Genomic DNA, 20108 nt, shown 5'->3' on the forward strand with positions numbered 1-20108 from the left:
GCGTACGCGCTGACCGGGTCCGTACGGCACCCGGCCATGAACCGGTCCGTGCCGATCGCGTACGCGCCCAGGCGGGCCCATGGGGCCGTTCGCCCCGCCCCGGTCCGGAGGCCGTCCGTGAGGCTTCGATGAGCCGGACGACCGGGGTCGAGGACCTGCTGAGGCTGCACGCCCCGCAGGTCCTCGGCGCGCTGGTGCGCCGGTACGGGCACTTCGCGACCGCGGAGGACGCCGTGCAGGAAGCCCTGCTCGCCGCAGCACAGCAGTGGCCCGAGGGCGGCGTGCCGGACAATCCGCGCGGCTGGCTGATCCGGGTCGCCTCGCGACGGCTCACCGACCAGTTGCGCAGCGACGAGGCGCGGCGACGCCGGGAGGAGACCGCCGCACAGCTCACCCCGCGCGACGCGCACACGGCACCGCCGCCCGGGGAGGGCCGCGCCCCGTCCGAGGACGACACGCTCACCCTGCTGTTCCTCTGCTGCCACCCGGTGCTGACGCCCGCCGCGCAGATCGCGCTGACGCTGCGGGCGGTCGGCGGTCTGACGACGGCGGAGATCGCCCGTGCGCTGCTCGTCCCCGAGGCGACGACGGCGCAGCGCATCAGCCGGGCCAAGGCGAAGATCAAGGGTGTGCCGTTCCGCCCGCCGGGGCCCGAGGACCGGGACGAACGGCTGTCCGCCGTCCTGCAGGTGCTGTACCTGATCTTCAACGAGGGCTACACGGCGACCTCGGGCGCCACCCTGCACCGCGCCGACCTCGCCCGGGAGGCGATCCGGCTGACCCGCGCGGTGCGCCGGCTGCTGCCGCGGGAGGGCCGGGTCACCGGGCTGCTGGCGCTGATGCTGCTCACCGATGCCCGCAGCGCGGCGCGCACCGGCCCGCACGGAGAGCTGATCCCGCTCGACGAACAGGACCGGGCGCGGTGGGACCGGGAGGAGATCGCCGAGGGCACCGCCCTGGTCGAGGAGGCGCTGTCGGAGGGGCCGGCCGGCCCGTACCAGTTGCAGGCGGCGATCGCGGCCCTGCACGACGAGGCGGCGCGCGCGGAGGACACGGACTGGCCGCAGATCCTCGCGCTGTACGACGTGCTCGTGCGGCGCGCCCCCGAGCCGATGGCCGAGCTGGGCAGGGCCGTGGCGGTCGCGATGGTGGCGGGACCGGAGGCGGGACTGGCGGAACTGGGCGCGCTGGAGGACCGGCTGGCGGGCCATCACCGTCTGGACGCGGTACGGGCGCATCTGCTGGAGCGGGCCGGGGACCCTAACGCCGCCCGCGACGCCTACCGGCGAGCCGCCGCGCGCACGCTCAGCGCTCCCGAGTCGCGCTACCTGCGGATGCGCGCGGCCCGGCTCCGCGAGGACGGCGACACGGGGCGCGACGGGGGCTGAGGGCGGCGGGCGGAGTGTGGGGCCGCGGGCGGGGGCCGCGGGGTGGGAGAGCCCCGGGGTGAGCGGCGCGCGGACATCTCGGAAGTCCTGCCGGACCTCTGGCATTTCATGTGACCCACCAGTACCTTACCGCCGGTAAGTCCCCTGTCCGCGTCCTGCCCCACACCCTGAGGAGCGCGCCGTGAAGACAGCACTCCCCCCGGCTCTGGCCGTTGTGGCCGTGGCCCTCGCGGTCACGGCCACCGCGACCGGCCCGGCGTCGGCGGCCCCGGCGTCCCAGGAGCCCGGGACCACAGCCACCGCCACCGTCACCACCACCGGCTCGGCCGGCCTGCGCGAGGTGCTGTTCGTCGGCAACAACTGGGACGGCACCGCCGATGTCCTCGAACCCTCCGGTTCCCTCGCCAGGATCGGCCGGATCAATGTGATCCCGGACAAGGACCAGCGGATGCTGGAGATCCATCTCAACCCGGTGAAGCTCGCCTACTTCCTCGGCATCCGGATGTCCGTCGGCGAGGGCCACGACCAGTTCGTCGACGACATGTACTCGACGCCGGACGGATCCGCCGTCGTCGTGTCGCGGCCGAGTTTCGCCGACGTCGTGTCCATCGACGTGGCCAGCGGAAAGCTCAACTGGCGTTTTCCCGTGTCGGGTTACCGTTCCGACCACATGGCCGTCTCCCCGGACGGGACACGTGTTGCGGTCTCCGCGTCGACGTCCAACACCGTGCACGTCCTCGACATCCGCACCGGCCGCGAGGCCGGCTCTTTCGCCACCGGCGACAAACCGCACGAGAACGTCTTCACCGACGGCGGCAAGCGGATCTGGAACAGCGCGATCGGCGAGGTCAACACCGCTCTGGACGACCCCTTCTGGGACTTCACCAAGGGCGACCGCAAGATCACCGTGGTCGACGCGGAGACGTACCGCACGGTCAAGGTCATCGACATGCGGCAGCGGCTGGACGCCTTCGGCCGAACGGACCTCTCGGACGCGGTGCGGCCTGTTGCCTTCACCCCGGACGAGTCGAAGCTCTACTTCCAGGTCTCGTTCCACAACGGCTTCCTGGAGTACGACGTGGCCGCCGACCGCATCACCCGCGAGAAGACCCTCCCGAAGAACCCGGCGACCAGCGAGGACCGTACGACCTGGGTGAACGACTCCCGCCACCACGGCATCTCGATGAGCCCCGCGGGCGACAAGATCTGCGTCGCCGGGACGATGGACGACTACGCGACGGTCGTCGACCGGGCGACGCTCCGGGAGGGGCCGCTGATCACGGCCTCGAAGCCGTACTGGGCCACGGTGAGCGGGGACGGGAAGTCGTGCGTGGTCTCCGAGAGCGGATCGGACTCGGTCACCGCGATCGACTTCGCCACCGGCCGCAAGGTGGCGAGCGTGCCGGTCGGGGACCACCCCCAGCGCGTGCGGCTCGGCAAGGTGGCAGCTGACTGGACGGGCCCTTCGGCCGCACGGGAATAGCCCGGCCATCGTGACCAGGGGCCGGCGTCCCCCGGGACAAACGGGTGGCGGGACCCCGGAGCGGGCGGCACCATCGGTTCATGACCCGCACGTTCGACCATTTGGTGGCCGAGGCCGAGTCCGTTTCCGTGGCGGGCTGGGACTTCTCCTGGCTCGACGGCCGGGCGACCGAGCAGCGCCCGTCCTGGGGGTACCAGCGGCTGATGAGCGAGCGGCTGGCGCGGGCGTCGGCCGCCCTCGACATCCAGACCGGCGGCGGAGAGGTGCTCGCCGGCGCCCCGAAGCTGCCGCCGCTCACGGTCGCCACCGAGGGCTGGCCGCCGAACGTCGAGAAGGCCACGCGGCTGCTGCATCCGCTGGGGGCGGCGGTCGTGGTGGACCGCGACGAGCCCCCGCTGCCGTTCGGTGCGGGGGCCTTCGACCTGGTCGTCAGCCGGCACCCGGTGCAGGTCTGGTGGGACGAGATCGCCCGGGTCCTGCGACCGGGTGGTACGTACCTCTCGCAGCAGGTCGGCCCGGCCAGCGTCTTCGAGCTGGTCGAGTACTTCCTGGGACCCCAGCCGGAGGAGACGCGCCGGGCCCGCCATCCCGACGACGCCCGCGAGGCGGCCGAGACTGCCGGACTGGAGGTCGTCGACCTGCGTTCGGAGGCGCTGCGGACCGAGTTCTTCGACATCGGGGCGGTGATCTACTTCCTGCGGAAGGTGGTGTGGATGGTGCCGGGCTTCACCGTGGCCCGGTACCGCGACCGGCTCCGCGAGCTGCACGACCGGATCGAGGCGGAGGGTCCGTTCGTCGCCCGGACGACCCGCTTTCTGATCGAGGCGCGCAAGCCCGGCTGACGGCACCCGGCGGGACCCGCCGCCAGGCGTCCGCGGAGCCCCGAAGGGCCGCGGCGGAGGTGCGGCACGCCCTGGCGGGAGGGATCATCGGGGAATGAGTCCCGAGATCCACCTCGCCCAGCAGCCCGAGGCCGACGAGCTGCTCGGGCGCAGTCCGCTTGCCCTGATGATCGGCATGCTGCTGGACCAGCAGGTCCCGATGGAATGGGCCTTCACGGGCCCCCACACGATCGCCGAGCGCCTCGGAAAGGACGATCTCGACGCCCACGAGATCGCCGCCCAGGACCCCGAGGCGTTCGCCGCTCTGCTGTCGCAGAAGCCCGCGGTGCACCGCTATCCGGGGTCGATGGCGAAACGGATCCACCAGCTGTGCCAGTACCTGGTGGACGAGTACGACGGCGACCCGACGGCACTGTGGAAGGACGCGCCCTCGGGCAAGGAGGTGCTCGGCCGGCTGCTCGCGCTGCCCGGCTTCGGCAAGCAGAAGGCCCAGATCTTCCTCGCCCTGCTGGGCAAGCAGTACGGGGTGTGCCCGGACGGCTGGCGGGAGGCCGCTGGACCGTACGGCGAGGAGCGCGCCTACCGTTCGGCCGCGGACATCACCGGTCCGGAGTCGCTGGCCAAGGTCCGTGCGCACAAGCAGGAGCTGAAGCGCGCGGCGAAGGCGGCCAAATGACTCACAAGTACGCCCGAAGACGTACCAGTTGATGTCAATGGCGCTAAATAACGCGTGAGTTGCGGCACATGTGTTCACAGAACACTCAGAGATCGCTAGCTTCCCCTCAACCTCGTTCGCACCGGGAAGGACCTCTGTGAACGCAACCCATCGCAGAGCAGTGGCCACCGTGGCCGCAGCCGCACTCGCGACCCCGCTCCTGCTGGCATCCGCCTCGCCCGCAACCGCTCACCGGCACGACCCTGCCAAGGGAGCGGCGAAGGACGCGGCCAAGCTCTCCAAGAAGCTGGTCCGCGAGTCGTCCGCCAAGGACGCCTTCAAGCACTTGCAGAAGTTCCAGCAGATAGCCGACAGCACCGGCGGCCACCGCGCCGCCGGTTCGCTGGGTTACGACGCCTCCGCCGCGTACGTCTACCAGCAGCTGAAGAAGGCCGGGTACGACGTCTCGTACCAGAACTTCGACTTCATATACACCGAGACCCAGGCCGAGAAGCTGTCGGTGGTCTCCCCCGCGCCGCGCGACATCGCGATATCGGCGATGACGTACACCAAGTCGACGCCCGTGGGCGGTGTCAGGGCCGACCTGGCCGCCGTCCCCGTCGACGCCGACGGCACCACGGGCTGCGAGCCCGCGGACTTCGCCTCCGGAACCTTCACCGGCAAGGTGGCGCTGATCCAGCGCGGTGGCTGCACGTTCGCCGCCAAGCAGGAGAACGCGGCCGCGGCGGGCGCGATCGGCGCGGTCATCTACAACAACACCGAGGGAGCCCTCTCCGGCACCCTCGGCGGCCCCGAGGCCGGAAAGATCCCGACCGGCGGCATCACCCAGGCCGAGGGCGCCAAGCTCGCCGAGGACCTGGCCAAGGGCCCGGTGAGCATCGACTTCGAGATCCGCCAGCTCCAGGAGAAGCGGACCACTCGCAACGTCATCGCCGAGACGCGCCACGGCAACGCCGCCAACACGGTCATGCTGGGCGCCCACCTCGACTCCGTGACGGCCGGCCCCGGCATCAACGACAACGGCTCCGGCTCGGCCGGTCTGCTCGAGGTCGCCCTGGAGTTCGCCAAGGCCGAGAAGCGGCCCGCCAACAAGGTGCGGTTCGCCTGGTGGGGCGCCGAGGAGAACGGTCTGCTGGGCTCCGAGCACTACGTCGCGAACCTGAGCGACCTGGGCAAGAAGGAGATCAAGCTCTACCTGAACTTCGACATGATCGCGTCGCCGAACTACGGCCTGTTCGTGTACGACGGCGACAACTCCGACGGCGTAGGCGCGCCGGCCGGTCCGGCGGGCTCGGCCCAGCTGGAGCGCGACATCAACGAGTTCATGGACCGCGTCGGCGCGCCCCACGAGGGCACGGACTTCACGGGCCGCTCCGACTACGGCCCGTTCGTCGAGGCCGGCATCCCGTCCGGCGGCACCTTCACCGGCGCCGAGGGCATCAAGTCCGCCGCGCAGGCCGAGAAGTTCGGCGGCACGGCGGGCGTCGCGTACGACGCGTGCTACCACGCCAAGTGCGACGACATCAAGAACGTCAACATGAAGGCGTTCGACGTCAACATCGACATCATCGCCAACGCCGCCGGCACGTACGCGCACGACCTGAGCTCGCTGCGCAAGCCGGTCGTCACCGTCCCCACGGACGGCGACACGGGCAGCGGCGGCGGTCTGCACGACGGCCACGACCACGAGGTCACCGAGTAACAGCGGGGACCGGCATTCCCTGACCCGCGATGTCTCCCGGCGGCCGGGCCCCTTCTACCGGCGACGTCTGCGTGACGTGCCGAAGAGGGACCGGGAGATCTCCCGGCCCAGCTGGGTGCCGACCGAGCGGGCAAGTGACGTGAACAGCCCACTGCCCATCACCTGTCCGGCCAGGGACTCCTCCCGCCGCGGCGCGCGGGCCGCGTCCGCCTCCCGCCGGGCGGCCTCCTCCGCCTCCCGCGCCGCCCGCAACGCCGACTCCTCGGCCTGCTGCTCCGCCGTCAGCTTCTCGTACGCCGACTCCCGGTCCACAGCCTGTGCATAGCGCGGGTACAGCGCCGAGGACGCCACCGCGGCATCCAGCACGGAGTCACCGACCGGGCCCATCAGCGACACCGGCGCCCGCAGCCGCGTCGCAGCGACGGGCGTCGGCGCGCCCGACTCGCTCAGCACGGTGACGACCGCCTCTCCCGTGCCCAGCGAGGTGAGGACCTCCTCCAGGTCGTACGGGGAGTCCGGGAACGTCCGCACCGTCGCCTTCAGCGCCTTGGCGTCGTCCGGGGTGAAGGCCCGCAGGGCGTGCTGCACCCGGTTGCCGAGCTGCCCCAGCACATCACCGGGCACGTCCTTGGGCGTCTGCGTCACGAAGAAGACCCCGACCCCCTTGGAGCGGATCAGCCGCACCGTCCGGGTGACCGCCTCCAGGAACGCCTTGGAGGCTCCGTCGAACAGGAGATGCGCCTCGTCGAAGAAGAACACCAGCTTCGGCTTGTCGAGGTCGCCGACCTCCGGCAGATCCGCGTACAGATCCGCGAGCAGCCACATCAGAAAGGTCGAGAAGAGCTGCGGCTCGTCCTGGACGCCGGGGAGTTCCAGCACGGACACGACTCCGCGTCCGTCGGGCGCCGTTCGCAGCAGCTCGCCCGTGTCGAACTCCGGCTCGCCGAAGAAGTCGCCCGCGCCCTGCTGCTCGAAGGCCGTGATGGACCGCAGGATCACCCCGGCCGTGGCCGTGGACAGGCCGCCGATGCCCTTCAGCTCCGGCTTCCCGGTGTCCGACACCAGGAACGCGACCACGGCCCGCAGATCCTTCAGGTCCACCAGCTCCAGCCCCTTGGCGTCGGCGTAGTGGAAGATCAGGCCGAGCGACTGCTCCTGCGTCCGGTTGAGCTGGAGCACCTTGGACAGCAGCACCGGGCCGAAGTCCGTGACGGTCGCGCGGACCGGGATGCCGTGGCCGGTGCCGCCCAGCGCGTAGAACTCCGCGGGGAAGCCCTCCGCACGCCACTCCTGGCCCACCTGCGCGGCCCGCTCCACGACCTTCTCCCCGCCCTCGCCGGGCGCGGCGATGCCGGAGAGATCGCCCTTCATGTCGGCGAGGAACACGGGGACACCGTTCGCCGACAGCTGCTCGGCGACCAGCTGGAGCGTCTTGGTCTTGCCGGTGCCCGTCGCTCCCGCGACCAGGCCGTGGCGATTGAGCATGCCCAGGGGGATCCGGACGGGCGCCCCCGGCAGGCACCGCCCGTCGTGGAGCAGGGCACCCAGCTCGAGGGCGGGCCCCGTAAAGGCGTAACCGGAGGCGATCTGTCCTGCCTCCGCGGGGAGTTCAGACGCGCCGGACGGGCCCGCGGACCGTGACGGCTGCTCGGGCTCAGTCATGACACGGCCCCTACTTCCGGGTTTGCGAGGTTTTTGCGGGGTTTTGCTCAGCATCCCACCGGCGCTGCCTGGCTGCGCCGACCGCCGCTTGCCCGGTAGGCTTTCCGTGTGATCTTCAAGCGCATCGGCAACGGGCGGCCGTATCCCGACCACGGCCGGGAAAGCACCCGGCAGTGGGCGGATGTCGCGCCGCGCCCGGTCCGCCTCGATCAGCTCGTGACCACCAAGGGCCAACTGGACCTCGAGACCCTCCTCGCCGAGGACTCGACCTTCTACGGGGACCTCTTCGCCCATGTCGTGAAGTGGCAGGGCGACCTCTACCTCGAGGACGGGCTGCACCGCGCCGTGCGCGCGGCACTCCAGCAGCGGCAGGTGCTCCACGCCCGCGTGCTGGAGCTGGACTGACCCGGACCGGCCGCCGCGGGCGACCCGTTCGGCCCCTCCCCGCGACCCCGTAAGGCGCAGCATCGCGACCCTTAAGGCGCAGCTTCGCGCCCATACGGGCGCAAGCGGATGATCGTTAAGTAGGCATAGCCACCGGACCGCATTACGCTGCGCCCATGAGCATGCTCACTCCCCCAGGCATGGGCGGAAAGTACCGCATTACGGGCAACGCGTATCCGCGTATGCGCCGGCCTCGTCGCCGCCGCAAGGTCGTGCTCGCAGTCGTCGCAGCCGTGGCCGTCCTCGGCCTCGGCGGGTGGGGAACGCTGCAGCTCATCGATGCCTTCTCGGGTGACGCCGAGAAGACCGGCGCCAAGAGCCGGGCCGCGGCGTGCAAACCCCGGTCCGCACCGTCCGCGGCCCCGGCACCGCCGAGGCCGGCCCAGATCACCGTCAACGTCTACAACGCGACCCCGCGCAGCGGACTGGCCAAGGCCACCGCCGACGAGCTGCAGAGGCGCGGCTTCAACATCGGCAAGGTGGGCAACGCCCCGGCGGAGTACGACAAGAAGGTGCCCGGCGCCGGGCTGCTGCTGGGCGCGCCCGGCGCGTACGAGGGGCCGTTCGGCGTGCTGGGCACCCAGCTCGCCGGGGCGCAGGTCAGGGCCGACGCCCGCACCTCCGCGGATGTCGACCTGATCATCGGCACGGCCTTCAAGACGCTGAACACCAAGCCGGTCGCGGACAAGGCACTGGCCGCGCTGGCCAAGCCCTCGCCCGCGCCGGGCGAGTGCGGCTGAGCCCCGCACTCCACCGCGCCCCGCACCGGTCGCCGCGCCTCGCGCTCCGATCCGGTGCGCGGGGGTACCGCCGGAGCCTGACGCGTCGGTGCGCCTCCTCGCCGCGCCGTCGTCGTACGAGGCGTACGCGTCCGCGTCACGGGCGCCCGGAGCCCGACCGCGGCCGGAAGTTCGGGCCGGGGGCGGGTTCCGGGGGCCGGCGGGTCCTACTCGGCCGCCCCGTACATCCGGTCGCCCGCGTCGCCCAGGCCCGGAACGATGTAGCCCTGCTCGTTGAGGCGCTCGTCGACCGAGGCCGTCACGACCGTCACCGGCGTGCCCGCGAGCTCGCGTTCCATCACCTCGACGCCCTCCGGCGCCGCCAGCAGCACGACCGCCGTCACATCGTCGGCACCGCGCTTGATCAGCTCCTGGATCGCCGCGACCAGCGTGCCGCCCGTGGCCAGCATGGGGTCGAGGACGTACACCTGGCGGCCCGAGAGGTCCTCCGGCATGCGCGTCGCGTACGTCGACGCCTCCAGGGTCTCCTCGTTGCGGATCATGCCGAGGAAGCCCACCTCGGCGGTCGGCAGCAGCCGCACCATGCCGTCCAGCATGCCGAGGCCGGCCCGCAGGATCGGCACCACCAGGGGCCGCGGGCGGGAGAGCTTCACTCCCGTGGTCGCCGACACCGGCGTCTCGATGTCGATCTGCTCGGTGCGCACATCACGCGTGGCCTCGTAGGCGAGCAGGGTCACCAGCTCGTCGGCGAGGCGCCGGAAGGTGGGGGAGTCGGTGCGCCGGTCGCGCAGGGTGGTGAGCTTGTGCGCCACCAGGGGGTGGTCGACGACGTGGATCCGCATGGATCCAACAGTAGCCGGGGCTGGCGTGGGCACGGCCTCCGGAGGGAAGGTGGGACATAGCCTTCCAGCGCCGAGGTGGTGTGGCCGATGCCGGAGCGGGATCAGCAGGACCGGGAGCAGCGGCGGGAACCGCGGCAGGAGCAGGAGGAGACCGACGCCGAGCGCAGGCGCCGGCGCGCCCAGTTCCTCCGCGAACTGCACGAGGCAAAGGCCCTGCGGGACCGCGTCCGGCCCCGGCGTGCCCGCGCGGCGCGGATGCGCCAGGCGATGCTCATGCGCTCCTTCCGCTGGTGAGCCTCGGTGTCCCCTGGACGGACCCGCACGACGCCGTTCGGCGGCCCCTCTCGCAGAACGCGTGCACGACGCAAGGCCGGAAGACCTCTCGCGAAGCCGCTGTTTCTGCCACGATTCCGAGTGGGCGGGGCACGAGCAGCGCTCCGCCGGTCGTCACAACTCTGATCAGTGGGAGAGTCACGGTGTACTTCGCCGCACTGCTCGCGCGCACCGAAGACGGGTGGGTAGCGAGCGACACAGAGCTCGACGATGTGGAGACCCTGTCGGATCTGACCGACTTGGCCCGCGATGCCTCGGTGAACGAGGACACGGTGCTCGCCTTCATCGAGCAGGAAGACACATGGTTCGGCATCGTCCGGGTGGACGGCGAGGACGATCCTCGTGTCTTCGTCTCGGACGCCGCCTCGGCAGCACGCTCCTCCTACGGGGCGATGCTCACGGACGAGCTGCTCGGCAAGGACGAGGAGGATGACGAGCTGGACTCGCTCGACCTCGACGGTACGGAGGACGGCGAGCCCGAGACCGAGGAGGAGACGGCCGACGACCCCGACGCCGTCCCGATCGGACCACTCGGCGACCGAGATCTGCTCGCCGATCTCGGGATGTCCTCGAAGGAACTGTGCGTGCTCAGCTCGGACGCGCTGACCGAGATCGCCGACACGCTCGGCGCCTCCGAGATCCTGGAGGCCGTCCGCTAGTGACGGACCCCGTACGGGCGCCGTGGGAGGCGCCCATGCGGCTCGCGCTCGACGAGGCCGCACGCGCGCCGCTGACCGGGGACGTCCCGGTCGGCGCCGTCGTGCTGGCCGAGGACGGCACGGTGCTGGCGACCGGCCACAACGAACGCGAGCTGACCGGCGACCCCACCGGGCACGCGGAGGTCCTCGCGCTCCGGCGCGCCTCCGCCGCGCGCGGGAGCTGGCGGCTGACCGGCTGCACGCTCGTCGTCACGCTGGAGCCGTGCACGATGTGCGCGGGCGCGCTGGTGCTGTCCCGAGTCGACCGGGTGGTCTACGGCGCCCGGGACGAGAAGGCCGGCGCGGCGGGCTCGCTCTGGGACGTGGTCCGGGACCGGCGGCTCAACCACCGCCCGGAGGTGATCCATGGAGTACTGGAGGAGGAGTGCGCGCGGCAGCTCACCGCGTTCTTCCGGGACTCCCGCGGCGGTACCGGTGAGTCGCCCGGCGAGGGGCCGCGGAACGGCCTTCCGGGACGCTGACCGATACCGATTTCAGAGCACGGCCCACCTTGGGCTAAGCTCTCTCCCGGTAGCGTGTCCGAGCGGCCGAAGGAGCTCGCCTCGAAAGCGAGTGTGGCGCAAGTCACCGAGGGTTCAAATCCCTCCGCTACCGCTCTTGTGAAGGGCCCCGTCGCTTGTTCTAGCCCGGGGCCCTTCATCGTGTACGCGTGCGCCCCCCGCGCACGGGCGCCCGGACGCGGGCCGCCTCCCGGCGCGGGCGCGGCGCACGCATGAGGAAGCCCCGGCCGTTCGGGGGATCGGGCCGGGGCTTCCGCCTGGTCGGGGGAAGCGGGGTCGGGGGACTCACCGCTTCCCCCGCTGGGAACGCGCCCGCCGGCCCGGCGCCGCTGCCCGGGGGGAGCACATGGCGCGGGCCCCGCAGTGGGGGCACGGTTCCTCACCCATCGGATTCCTGCCAGATCCTCCGGGTTCACCCCCAATAGTGCTGGTGGGGAAGCCTTCCACGGCCGGACGAAGGACCCCCTTGGCAGGGTCCTTGGTCCCTAAACGCTCGGTTAGACTCACGCGTCCGCACAGGGGCCGCAGGGGAGGCAGGGACTAGTGGTGCAAACGAAGAAGATCGCTCTCTATGTGGTCGTCGTCTTCGTGCTGTACACGATCATCAACTCCCCGGCCCGGGCGGCCGACCTCGTCCAGGTGGGCTTCGAGGGCATATCGAGCGCCGCACAGGGTGTCGGCGAGTTCATGTCGGAGCTCGTCAACTAGGTCGCTCCGGACCCCGTGCCCCACCCGGACGCCTCCGGTCGGCGGTGCGAGGCGTCACCACGCGGGTGATGACCGGACGCGAACCACCGAGCCGCCCGCTCACCCAGACCCTGCAGCCCCCACCGTAGAGGTGCGGGGCTTTCTTCACTTATGCACCAACTTGCCCTCAACACGGCGCTATGGGGTGCTTGAACACAGTGGACCTGTGTTGTGATGCTATGACCGCTTTTTGATGGATGAGTTGACCCGGAGTTGACCCCTGGGGTTGACGCCGTTCGACCCGTGAAGGGGTGGCGTGACCGTGCCGGCCAGTACTGCGCCTCAAGTGCCGCCCCAGAACGAGAGCGAGGGCCGGACCAAGCAGAGCCGGGGCGCGGACACCAGGGCGCTGACCCAGGTGCTCTTCGCCCAGCTGAAGGACCTGGAGCCGGGCACGCCCGAGCACACCCGCGTCCGGGCCGCCCTGATCGAGGCGAACCTGCCCCTGGTCCGTTACGCGGCGGCCCGCTTCCGCAGCCGGAACGAGCCGATGGAGGACGTGGTCCAGGTCGGCACCATCGGCCTGATCAACGCGATCGACAGGTTCGACCCCGAGCGCGGTGTGCAGTTCCCGACCTTCGCGATGCCGACCGTGGTCGGCGAGATCAAGCGGTACTTCCGCGACAACGTGCGGACCGTGCACGTGCCGCGCCGGCTTCACGAGCTGTGGGTGCAGGTCAACGGCGCGACGGAGGACCTGACCACGACGCACGGGCGGTCCCCGACGACGGCCGAGATCGCGGAACGGCTGAAGATCTCCGAGGACGAGGTCCTCGCCTGCATCGAGGCGGGCCGGTCGTACCACGCCACATCACTGGAGGCCGCGCAGGAGGGCGACGGGCTGCCCGGCCTGCTGGACCGGCTCGGCTACGAGGACCCCGCGCTCGCCGGGGTCGAACACCGCGACCTCGTCCGCCATCTCCTCGTACAACTGCCCGAGCGTGAGCAGCGGATCCTGCTGCTGCGCTACTACAGCAATCTGACGCAGTCACAGATCAGCGCGGAGCTGGGGGTCTCGCAGATGCATGTGTCAAGGCTCCTCGCCCGCAGCTTCGCACGATTGAGATCCGCAAACAGGATCGAGGCGTAACCGAATCGGGTAGACCCCTTTCGGCCCATTTCGAGCGGCGCGAAAGCCGCATACCCCCTTTTTCCTGCGCTGATTTGACGCTCCGTTGTCGACATGTCACTACAGCGTGTTGCCGACATGTGACATTCTGCGGGAACCGCGTTTGCGGCGGCCCCACCTCCGGTATTCAGGTGGAGGCTGCGTTCCTCCGATGGTCGCGGCCGACGCGACCGTCCGCGACCTCCAGGGGGTGGCATGTCCGCAGAACAGGGCAGCTCGAAGGTGCTCACGCTCACGCAGAGCGCTCCCTCGCCCGACGCGCCCCCGGCGCCCGAACCGGTCTCCGCACCCGTGTCCGTGGACGTCTCCATGGACCTGCCGGCCGATGCTCCCGGGGCTCTCGACACCCGCACGCTCTCGCGCTCGCTCTTCCTGCGGCTGGCCGCCCTCGACCAGGACAGCCCGGAGCGTACGTACGTACGCGACACGCTGATCGAGCTCAATCTGCCCCTGGTGCGCTACGCGGCGGCCCGCTTCCGCAGCCGCAACGAGCCGATGGAGGACATCGTCCAGGTCGGCACGATCGGCCTCATCAAGGCGATCGACCGCTTCGACTGCGAACGCGGCGTGGAGTTCCCGACGTTCGCGATGCCGACGGTGGTCGGCGAGATCAAGCGCTTCTTCCGGGACACGAGTTGGTCGGTGCGGGTCCCGCGCCGGCTCCAGGAGCTCCGGCTCGCGCTGACGAAGGCGAGCGACGAGCTGGCCCAGAAGCTGGACCGCTCTCCGACGGTGCCCGAACTCGCCGCAGTACTGGGCGTGTCGGAGGAGGACGTGGTCGACGGTCTGGCCGTGGGCAACGCGTACACGGCGTCCTCGCTGGACTCCCCTTCGCCCGAGGACGACGGCGGCGAGGGCTCCCTCGCGGACCGCCTGGGCTACGAGGACGGCGCTCTGGAAGGCGTCGAGTACCGCGAGTCCCTGAAGCCGCTGCTGGCCAAACTCCCCCCGCGCGAGCGCCAGATCATCATGCTGCGCTTCTTCGCCAACATGACGCAGTCGCAGATCGGCGAGGAGGTCGGCATCTCCCAGATGCACGTCTCCCGGCTGCTCACCCGGACGCTGGCGCAGCTGCGTGAAGGTCTGATCGCCGACTGACGCCGATCGGCCGGGCGCGCGCTTCCACGGCCGGCGCCCGGCTCCCCACCGCTTCCCGTCGCGGGGTTCCTCTTTGACGGAGCGTCAGACACACTGGGCCGATGCGGCGGGGACGGGTCGGATGCGGGCTTGCGGGGGTGGCGCTCTGTCTCGGCGGGGTGCTCGCGGCCTCCGGGACCGACGGGCAGACCGGCGGGTACGCGGCCGTGGGAGCCGGCGAACACGGGCCTCAGGACGCCGTTCCGCCGTCCGGGGACGTCGTGCTCGTGCCCCTCGACGACAGCTCTCCCGCCCGGCCGTCCGGCGCGGCACCGGGGTCCGCAGGCGACGCCGCAGGGAGGGCGGACCCGGGTGTGGGCGCGCCCGGCACGGGAACGGCGCCGCGGTCCCCGGAGGGTCCGACCGCGAGCGGAACTCCGGGCGGACGGCCTTCCGGAGGAGGAACGGGCACCGGACCGGAGCCGGGGCCGTCAGAACCGGGGAGCACGCCGTCGGCACCCGGCACGGGCCGGCCGACTCCCCCGCCACCGGACCCGTCGCCGTCCGGGCCCGCCGTGCTGGTCGTCGCCGAGGTGCGCAGGGCGCCCACGGACGAACGGTGGTGCGAGAACGTCACCGTGGAGTTCCGCAACACCGGCGGTACAGCGGTGCGTTCGGGCACCGTCGTGTTCGGCACGCACATCATCGGCGCGCTCGGCATCGACTGGGCGACGATCGACTCCACCCACGCGCTGCCGGCGCCCATCGCCGCGGGCACGGCGAGGGCGACGACGTACCTGGTGTGCGTGGACTCCTGGCGCGTGCCGCTGGGCATGCGCGTCGAGACGCAGGACGTACGCGCGCGGCATCCGTCCTGAGCGGACGGATCCCACGGAGGTGCCGTTGCGGCGATCAGCCGAGCGCGAGCCAGACGACGGCGCCGACGATCGCGACGGCCGCCACGATCCCGACGATCAGCCCGACCCGCGGGCCGGCGGACGCGGGCGCCGCCGCGGCGCGGCCTCCGTGCTGCGGATCACCCTCGTCGACGAAGGCGCGGAACATCTGGGTGCTGCCCGCGGGGTCGTAGCCCTCGGGACCCTGGGGCGCTTGGGGGTTGTGTGCCATGGGTCAGGACCCTAGCGAACCCGGGTGACCCGCCCAACCCCCGGTGGGCCGCCCCCGCCACATGCCCGCACGTCGTCCGCACGTTCCCCGCCGACGTGGCCGGACCATGACCTCGCACATGCAAAGCCTTGGGGGTTCCTTTACTCCGAAGGGCCCCTTTTCGTTTGCCTGTAGCAACCAACCGCTTTTATGGTTGCCCTAAGCAACAAGATGGGGGTGCGCCGATGGCCGACCGGAGTCACTACGAAGAGCTGGCCCGCCAGATAGGCGCCATGGGCGCCCTGAAGCGGGGCGTCGCACGGCTGCTCCCCGCGGAGTGCCCGTCCGGCTCCGCCGCCGTGCTGGCCCTCCTCGACCGGTACGGGGAGATGCGGACGAGCCGGCTCGCGGACCTCCTCGCCGTCGACGTGTCCGTCACCAGCCGCCATGTGGCGCACGTCGCCGAGCGCGGCTGGATCGAGCGGTCGCCCGACCCGGACGACGGGCGCTCGCGCATCCTGCGGCTCACCCCCGCAGGGGTGGCCCAGCTCGACGACCTCGGCCGGCGCACGACCGATCTGTTCGCCCACTACCTCAAGGACTGGTCCGACGACGACGTCGGACGGCTGAACGCGCTGCTGGCCCGCCTCCGCGAGTCCGTCGGGGACTGCCGGACCGCCCGCACACCTACGTAAGAGACAAGGACGTACATGGCTACGACCACACCGACCGGTGTGCGGGGCGGCCACGCCAAGCATGGGGGGACCTCTGCCTCCGAGGGCGGCGCGCCGATGACGCACCGGCAGATCATGGAGGCGCTGTCCGGGCTGCTGCTCGGCATGTTCGTCGCCATCCTGTCCTCGACCATCGTCTCCAACGCCCTGCCCGAGATCATCGGCGACCTGGGCGGCGGACAGTCCGCCTACACGTGGGTGGTCACGGCGGCCCTGCTCGCCATGACCGCGACCACCCCGCTCTGGGGCAAGCTCGCCGACCTCTTCAGCAAGAAGCTGCTGGTCCAGATAGCCCTGCTCATCTACGTGGCGGGGTCGGTGGTCGCCGGGCTCGCGCAGAACACCGGAACGCTCATCGCCTGCCGCGTGGTGCAGGGCATCGGCGTCGGCGGTCTCACCGCCCTGGCGCAGGTCATCATGGCCGCGATGATCTCCCCGAGGGAACGCGGCCGCTACAGCGGCTACCTCGGTGCGACGTTCGCCGTCGCAACGGTCGGCGGTCCGCTCCTCGGCGGCGTCATCACCGACACCGACTGGCTCGGCTGGCGCTGGTGCTTCTACGTCGGCGTGCCGTTCGCACTCATCGCGCTGATCGTGCTGCAGAAGACCCTGAATCTCCCCGTGGTGAAGCGGGACGTCAAGGTCGACTGGGCGGGCGCCTTCTTCATCAGCGCGGCGGTCTCGCTGCTGCTGATCTGGGTCACCTTCGCGGGTGACAAGTACGCGTGGCTGTCCTGGCAGACGTACGCCATGACCGGTGGCGCGGCGGCGCTGGGAGTGATCTTCCTGATCATCGAGTCCCGGGCCGCCGAGCCGATCGTCCCGCTGCGGCTGTTCCGCAACCGGACCATCACGCTCGCCTCGCTCGCCTCGCTCTTCGTGGGTGTCGCGATGTTCGCCGGCACGGTCTTCTTCAGCCAGTACTTCCAGCTGGCCCGGGGCGAGTCGCCGACGATGTCCGGCGTCATGACCATCCCGATGATCGCCGGTCTGTTCGTCTCCTCGACGGTCAGCGGCCTGATCATCACGAAGACCGGCAGGTGGAAGGCATGGCTGGTCAGTGGCGGTGTGCTGGTGACCGGCGGTCTCGGTCTGCTGGGCATGATCCGCTACGACACCGAGTACTGGCGCATCGCCGTCTTCATGGCCGTCATGGGCCTCGGTCTCGGCATGATGATGCAGAACCTCGTGCTGTGCACCCAGAACCAGGTGGCCCCGCAGGACCTGGGCGCGGCCTCGTCGGTCGTCACCTTCTTCCGCTCGCTGGGCGGCGCCATCGGCGTCTCCGCGCTGGGCGCGGTGCTCGGCAACCGCGTCACCCGCTACGTGGAGGACGGCCTCGCCGAACTCGGCCCGCGCGGCGCGGCGCTGGGGCACGGCGGAACCGATGGCGGAGGCATCCCCGACCTGGACGCGCTGCCCGCCCCGGTCCGCACCGTGATCGAGAGCGCCTACGGGCACGGTGTCGCGGACGTGTTCCTGTACTCGGCCCCGTTCGCGCTGCTGGCCTTCCTGGTGACCCTGTTCATCAAGGAGGTGGCCCTGAAGGGCGCCTCGGCCGCCGCTCCCGACGCCTCGTCCGAGGACGCCGGTGCCGCCGCCTCCGCCGAGGAGCCCGAGGCCGTCGCCGGCGAAACCGCCGTGCGCGGTGTGGTGCGCGGCTCGGAGGGCGCGCCCGTCGGGCGGGCCGCCGTCACGCTGATCTCGCCGGCCGGCCGGCAGCTGGGCCGCGCGGTGACCCGGGCGGACGGCTCGTACGCCCTGGACGCACCGGACGCAGGCTCCTACGTCCTGATCGCCTCGGCCGACGGCTTCCAGCCGCAGGCGTCCACGGTGGTCGTCGGGGACGAGCCCGTCGCCTACGACGTCCTCCTCGCCGGTACGAGCGGGCTGACCGGCACCGTGGTAGCGGCCGAGGACGGCGCGGCGGTCGGGGGCGCGATGGTGGTCGTCACCGATGTGCGCGGCGATGTGCTCGCCACCGGCGCCTCCGGCCCCGACGGGGTCTTCGCCTTCGCCGAACTGGTGCCGGGCGGGGTGACCGTCGCCGTCAACGCCCCCGGCTTCCGGCCGCTGGCCCTCCCCGTGGAGATCGGCGGCCAGGGTGTGACCCGGCTCGAGGTGGCCCTGCGCGCGGGCGCCGTGGTCCGGGGCACCGTCCGGGCCGGGGACGCCGGGAGCCCGCTGGGCGACGCCCGGGTGACCCTGATCGACGCGGCGGGGAACGTGGTCGCGACCGCGACCACCGGCGACGACGGCGCGTACGCCTTCGCCGACCTCGACGCGGGCGAGTACACGGTCATCGCGAGCGGCTACCCGCCGGCGGCGGGCACGCTCACCGTGTCCGGCGGCGGCGTGGACGGACACGACATCGAACTCGCCCACGCGGGCGAGTGACCACACCCCCGGACGGCGCTCCCAGCGGAGGCGCCGCCCGGGGCCGGGGCGGCGGGCAGGGGACGGCCGGCCGCCCCGGCGACTTTTCCGGATGTCCGGCGAGGAGACGAGAAACGGGATGGGACTGAACGCACGCGTCAGGACACAGGACGGCTGGGCCGTCCGGGACGCGGTGGTGACCGTGACCGACGCCGCCGGCGCCCAGGTGCTGCGGGCCGAGGCGGACGCCGAGGGCGGTGTGCGCACGGACACGGCGCTGCCCGCCGGCGCCTGCACGGTGATCGTGACCGCGCCCGGCCACGCGCCCCATGCCTCGACCGCGCTGGTCACGGCGAGCGGGCGGGCGGAGGTGGGCACCGTGGTACTCGCCCGGCAGGGCGGCAGCGAACCGCCGGCGGCGGGCGTCTGGTCCGTGGACCCGGCCCACTCCTCGGTCGGCGCCGTGGCCCGGCACCTCGGCATCTCCAGCGTCCACGGCCGGTTCACGGACTTCACCGGGCGGATCGAGATCGCTCCGGACGTGTCCCGCTCCCGCGTGGACGCGGTGATCGCCGCGGCATCGGTCGACACCGGCAACGGCCTGCGGGACGAGCACCTGAGGTCCGCGGACTTCCTCGACGTGGAGCGGTTCCCGGAGATCACGTACCGCGGCCACGGGCTGTCCCGGGCACCCGGCCAGGACCGCTGGACGGTGCACGGGGTGCTGTCGCTGCACGGTGTGGAGCGCGAGGTCGACCTCGCGCTCGAGTACCTCGGCACGGGCCCCGATCCATGGGGCGGAGTGCGTGCCGCCTTCCACGCCGGCACCGAACTGCGCCGCGAGGACTTCGCGATGACCTACAACCAGATCGTCCGGGCGGGGATGACCGCCATCGGGACGACGCTCAAGGTGGACCTCGACATCCAGGCGGTACGGGACGGCGCCTGAGGGCTGTCCCGCAGGGCCTCGCCCGGATCCCGGACGCGGGCCCGGCCATGGGCCCGATCCCAGGGACAGCCCTTAGGGTGCGGTCATGGCAGCGAACATCGCGAGCAACACCCCCGTGGACCTGGACCGGTTGCTGGAGTTCGTGCGGCCCCGCCACCGGGCGGTGCTGCTGACCCGCCGGTCCGACGGCTCCTCGCAGGGCTCCCCCGTGACGTGCGGCGTGGACGACTCGGGCCGGATCGTCGTCTCCACCTACCCCGAGCGCGCGAAGACGCGCAACGCGAAGCGCGACGAGCGGGTCGCGGTCATCGTGCTGAGCGACGACTGGAACGGCCCGTGGGTGCAGATCGACGGGACGGCGGAGGTCATCGACGCGCCCGAGTCGGTGGAGCCGCTGGTGGAGTACTTCCGCAACATCAGCGGTGAGCACCCGAACTGGGACGAGTACCGCGAGGCCATGGTCGTACAGGGCAAGTCCCTCATCCGCGTCACGCCCGTCCGCTGGGGGCCGGTGGCCACGGGCGGCTTCCCGGCGCGACTGGCGCCGGAGGCGTGACGCCCGCCCGAACGCGTTGAGGTCCGCCCGAACGCGTTGAGGTCCGCCCGGCGGCGTCGAAGCCCGGCAGCCGCGGGGCTGTCGGGCCGTCGGCGGACGGGA

Annotated in this window: 21 protein-coding genes and 1 tRNA gene; 19 read left to right on the plus strand and 3 right to left on the minus strand. The window is 71.7% G+C overall.

What is annotated here, in order from left to right; translation table 11 throughout:
• Window positions 1–128: 128 nt before the first annotated feature.
• The 5 genes from BLT82_RS16300 (at window position 129) to BLT82_RS16320 (ending at window position 6091) form a co-directional block, all read left to right on the plus strand.
• Entirely contained in the window at window positions 129–1388 is a 1260-nt protein-coding gene (locus BLT82_RS16300; RefSeq protein WP_093655385.1) for an RNA polymerase sigma factor, read from the plus strand.
• A gap of 181 nt (window positions 1389–1569) precedes the next feature.
• Window positions 1570–2871 carry a YncE family protein gene (locus BLT82_RS16305; RefSeq protein WP_093655387.1) on the plus strand — a complete coding sequence of 434 codons (1302 nt, stop codon included), beginning with the start codon at window positions 1570–1572 and terminating at the stop codon, window positions 2869–2871.
• 80 nt (window positions 2872–2951) lie between these two features.
• Complete coding sequence (locus BLT82_RS16310; RefSeq protein WP_093655389.1) at window positions 2952–3713, plus strand: class I SAM-dependent methyltransferase; 762 nt, start codon at window positions 2952–2954, stop codon at window positions 3711–3713.
• Window positions 3714–3807: 94 nt separating this feature from the next.
• Complete coding sequence (locus BLT82_RS16315; protein ID WP_093655391.1) at window positions 3808–4389, plus strand: HhH-GPD-type base excision DNA repair protein; 582 nt, start codon at window positions 3808–3810, stop codon at window positions 4387–4389.
• A gap of 160 nt (window positions 4390–4549) precedes the next feature.
• Window positions 4550–6091: a M28 family metallopeptidase gene (locus tag BLT82_RS16320; protein WP_093655393.1), complete on the plus strand. Its 1542-nt coding sequence runs from the start codon at window positions 4550–4552 to the stop codon at window positions 6089–6091.
• Window positions 6092–6145: 54 nt separating this feature from the next.
• Here the strand turns inward: BLT82_RS16320 and BLT82_RS16325 are convergent, their stop codons facing one another.
• Window positions 6146–7753 carry a helicase HerA-like domain-containing protein gene (locus BLT82_RS16325; RefSeq protein WP_093655394.1) on the minus strand — a complete coding sequence of 536 codons (1608 nt, stop codon included), beginning with the start codon at window positions 7751–7753 and terminating at the stop codon, window positions 6146–6148.
• Window positions 7754–7861: 108 nt separating this feature from the next.
• Here BLT82_RS16325 and BLT82_RS16330 point away from each other — a divergent pair, with 108 nt between their 5' ends.
• Window positions 7862–8158: a type II toxin-antitoxin system VapB family antitoxin gene (locus BLT82_RS16330; RefSeq protein WP_003999914.1), complete on the plus strand. Its 297-nt coding sequence runs from the start codon at window positions 7862–7864 to the stop codon at window positions 8156–8158.
• 155 nt (window positions 8159–8313) lie between these two features.
• Window positions 8314–8937, plus strand: coding sequence for a LytR C-terminal domain-containing protein (locus BLT82_RS16335; protein ID WP_244292010.1), 624 nt, complete (start codon window positions 8314–8316; stop codon window positions 8935–8937).
• Between the two features lie 206 nt (window positions 8938–9143).
• On the opposite strand, the gene upp is transcribed toward BLT82_RS16335, so the two are convergent.
• Window positions 9144–9779, minus strand: coding sequence for a uracil phosphoribosyltransferase (gene upp / locus BLT82_RS16340; RefSeq protein WP_093655398.1), 636 nt, complete (start codon window positions 9777–9779; stop codon window positions 9144–9146).
• 87 nt (window positions 9780–9866) lie between these two features.
• Here upp and BLT82_RS16345 point away from each other — a divergent pair, with 87 nt between their 5' ends.
• From BLT82_RS16345 to BLT82_RS37945, 8 genes are all read left to right on the plus strand, one after another.
• Window positions 9867–10073, plus strand: coding sequence for a hypothetical protein (locus tag BLT82_RS16345; protein WP_093655400.1), 207 nt, complete (start codon window positions 9867–9869; stop codon window positions 10071–10073).
• 182 nt (window positions 10074–10255) lie between these two features.
• On the plus strand, window positions 10256–10771 hold the full coding sequence (locus BLT82_RS16350) for a tRNA adenosine deaminase-associated protein (protein WP_093655402.1): 516 nt from the start codon (window positions 10256–10258) through the stop codon (window positions 10769–10771).
• 35 nt (window positions 10772–10806) lie between these two features.
• Window positions 10807–11292 carry a tRNA adenosine(34) deaminase TadA gene (gene tadA / locus BLT82_RS16355; RefSeq protein ID WP_093655686.1) on the plus strand — a complete coding sequence of 162 codons (486 nt, stop codon included), beginning with the start codon at window positions 10807–10809 and terminating at the stop codon, window positions 11290–11292.
• Window positions 11293–11340: 48 nt separating this feature from the next.
• Window positions 11341–11425: transfer RNA gene (locus tag BLT82_RS16360), tRNA-Ser, on the plus strand.
• A 452-nt stretch (window positions 11426–11877) separates the two neighbouring features.
• Window positions 11878–12039, plus strand: coding sequence for a hypothetical protein (locus tag BLT82_RS37165; RefSeq protein ID WP_167746024.1), 162 nt, complete (start codon window positions 11878–11880; stop codon window positions 12037–12039).
• 301 nt (window positions 12040–12340) lie between these two features.
• Window positions 12341–13168, plus strand: a complete 828-nt coding sequence (locus BLT82_RS16365; RefSeq protein ID WP_384077051.1) for an RNA polymerase sigma factor SigF — start codon at window positions 12341–12343, stop codon at window positions 13166–13168.
• A gap of 234 nt (window positions 13169–13402) precedes the next feature.
• The gene (locus BLT82_RS16370) at window positions 13403–14305 is read left to right on the plus strand and encodes an RNA polymerase sigma factor SigF (protein ID WP_093655406.1); all 903 of its coding nucleotides are present in this window, start codon (window positions 13403–13405) and stop codon (window positions 14303–14305) included.
• 554 nt (window positions 14306–14859) lie between these two features.
• Complete coding sequence (locus BLT82_RS37945) at window positions 14860–15162, plus strand: hypothetical protein (RefSeq protein ID WP_244292011.1); 303 nt, start codon at window positions 14860–14862, stop codon at window positions 15160–15162.
• 34 nt (window positions 15163–15196) lie between these two features.
• Here the strand turns inward: BLT82_RS37945 and BLT82_RS16380 are convergent, their stop codons facing one another.
• Window positions 15197–15412, minus strand: a complete 216-nt coding sequence (locus tag BLT82_RS16380) for a hypothetical protein (RefSeq protein ID WP_093655410.1) — start codon at window positions 15410–15412, stop codon at window positions 15197–15199.
• Between the two features lie 224 nt (window positions 15413–15636).
• Here BLT82_RS16380 and BLT82_RS16385 point away from each other — a divergent pair, with 224 nt between their 5' ends.
• The 4 genes from BLT82_RS16385 to BLT82_RS16400 all read left to right on the plus strand — a co-directional run bounded on the left by BLT82_RS16385 (window position 15637) and on the right by BLT82_RS16400 (window position 20006).
• Entirely contained in the window at window positions 15637–16086 is a 450-nt protein-coding gene (locus tag BLT82_RS16385) for a MarR family winged helix-turn-helix transcriptional regulator (protein ID WP_093655412.1), read from the plus strand.
• 15 nt (window positions 16087–16101) lie between these two features.
• A complete protein-coding gene (locus tag BLT82_RS16390) occupies window positions 16102–18522 on the plus strand; it encodes an MFS transporter (protein ID WP_093655414.1) in 2421 nt (806 codons plus the stop codon).
• A gap of 118 nt (window positions 18523–18640) precedes the next feature.
• The gene (locus tag BLT82_RS16395; protein ID WP_093655416.1) at window positions 18641–19450 is read left to right on the plus strand and encodes a YceI family protein; all 810 of its coding nucleotides are present in this window, start codon (window positions 18641–18643) and stop codon (window positions 19448–19450) included.
• 85 nt (window positions 19451–19535) lie between these two features.
• The gene (locus BLT82_RS16400; protein WP_093655418.1) at window positions 19536–20006 is read left to right on the plus strand and encodes a PPOX class F420-dependent oxidoreductase; all 471 of its coding nucleotides are present in this window, start codon (window positions 19536–19538) and stop codon (window positions 20004–20006) included.
• Window positions 20007–20108 lie beyond the last annotated feature (102 nt).

The sequence above is a fragment of the Streptomyces wuyuanensis genome, from assembly GCF_900103455.1.
Taxonomy (GTDB): domain Bacteria; phylum Actinomycetota; class Actinomycetes; order Streptomycetales; family Streptomycetaceae; genus Streptomyces; species Streptomyces wuyuanensis.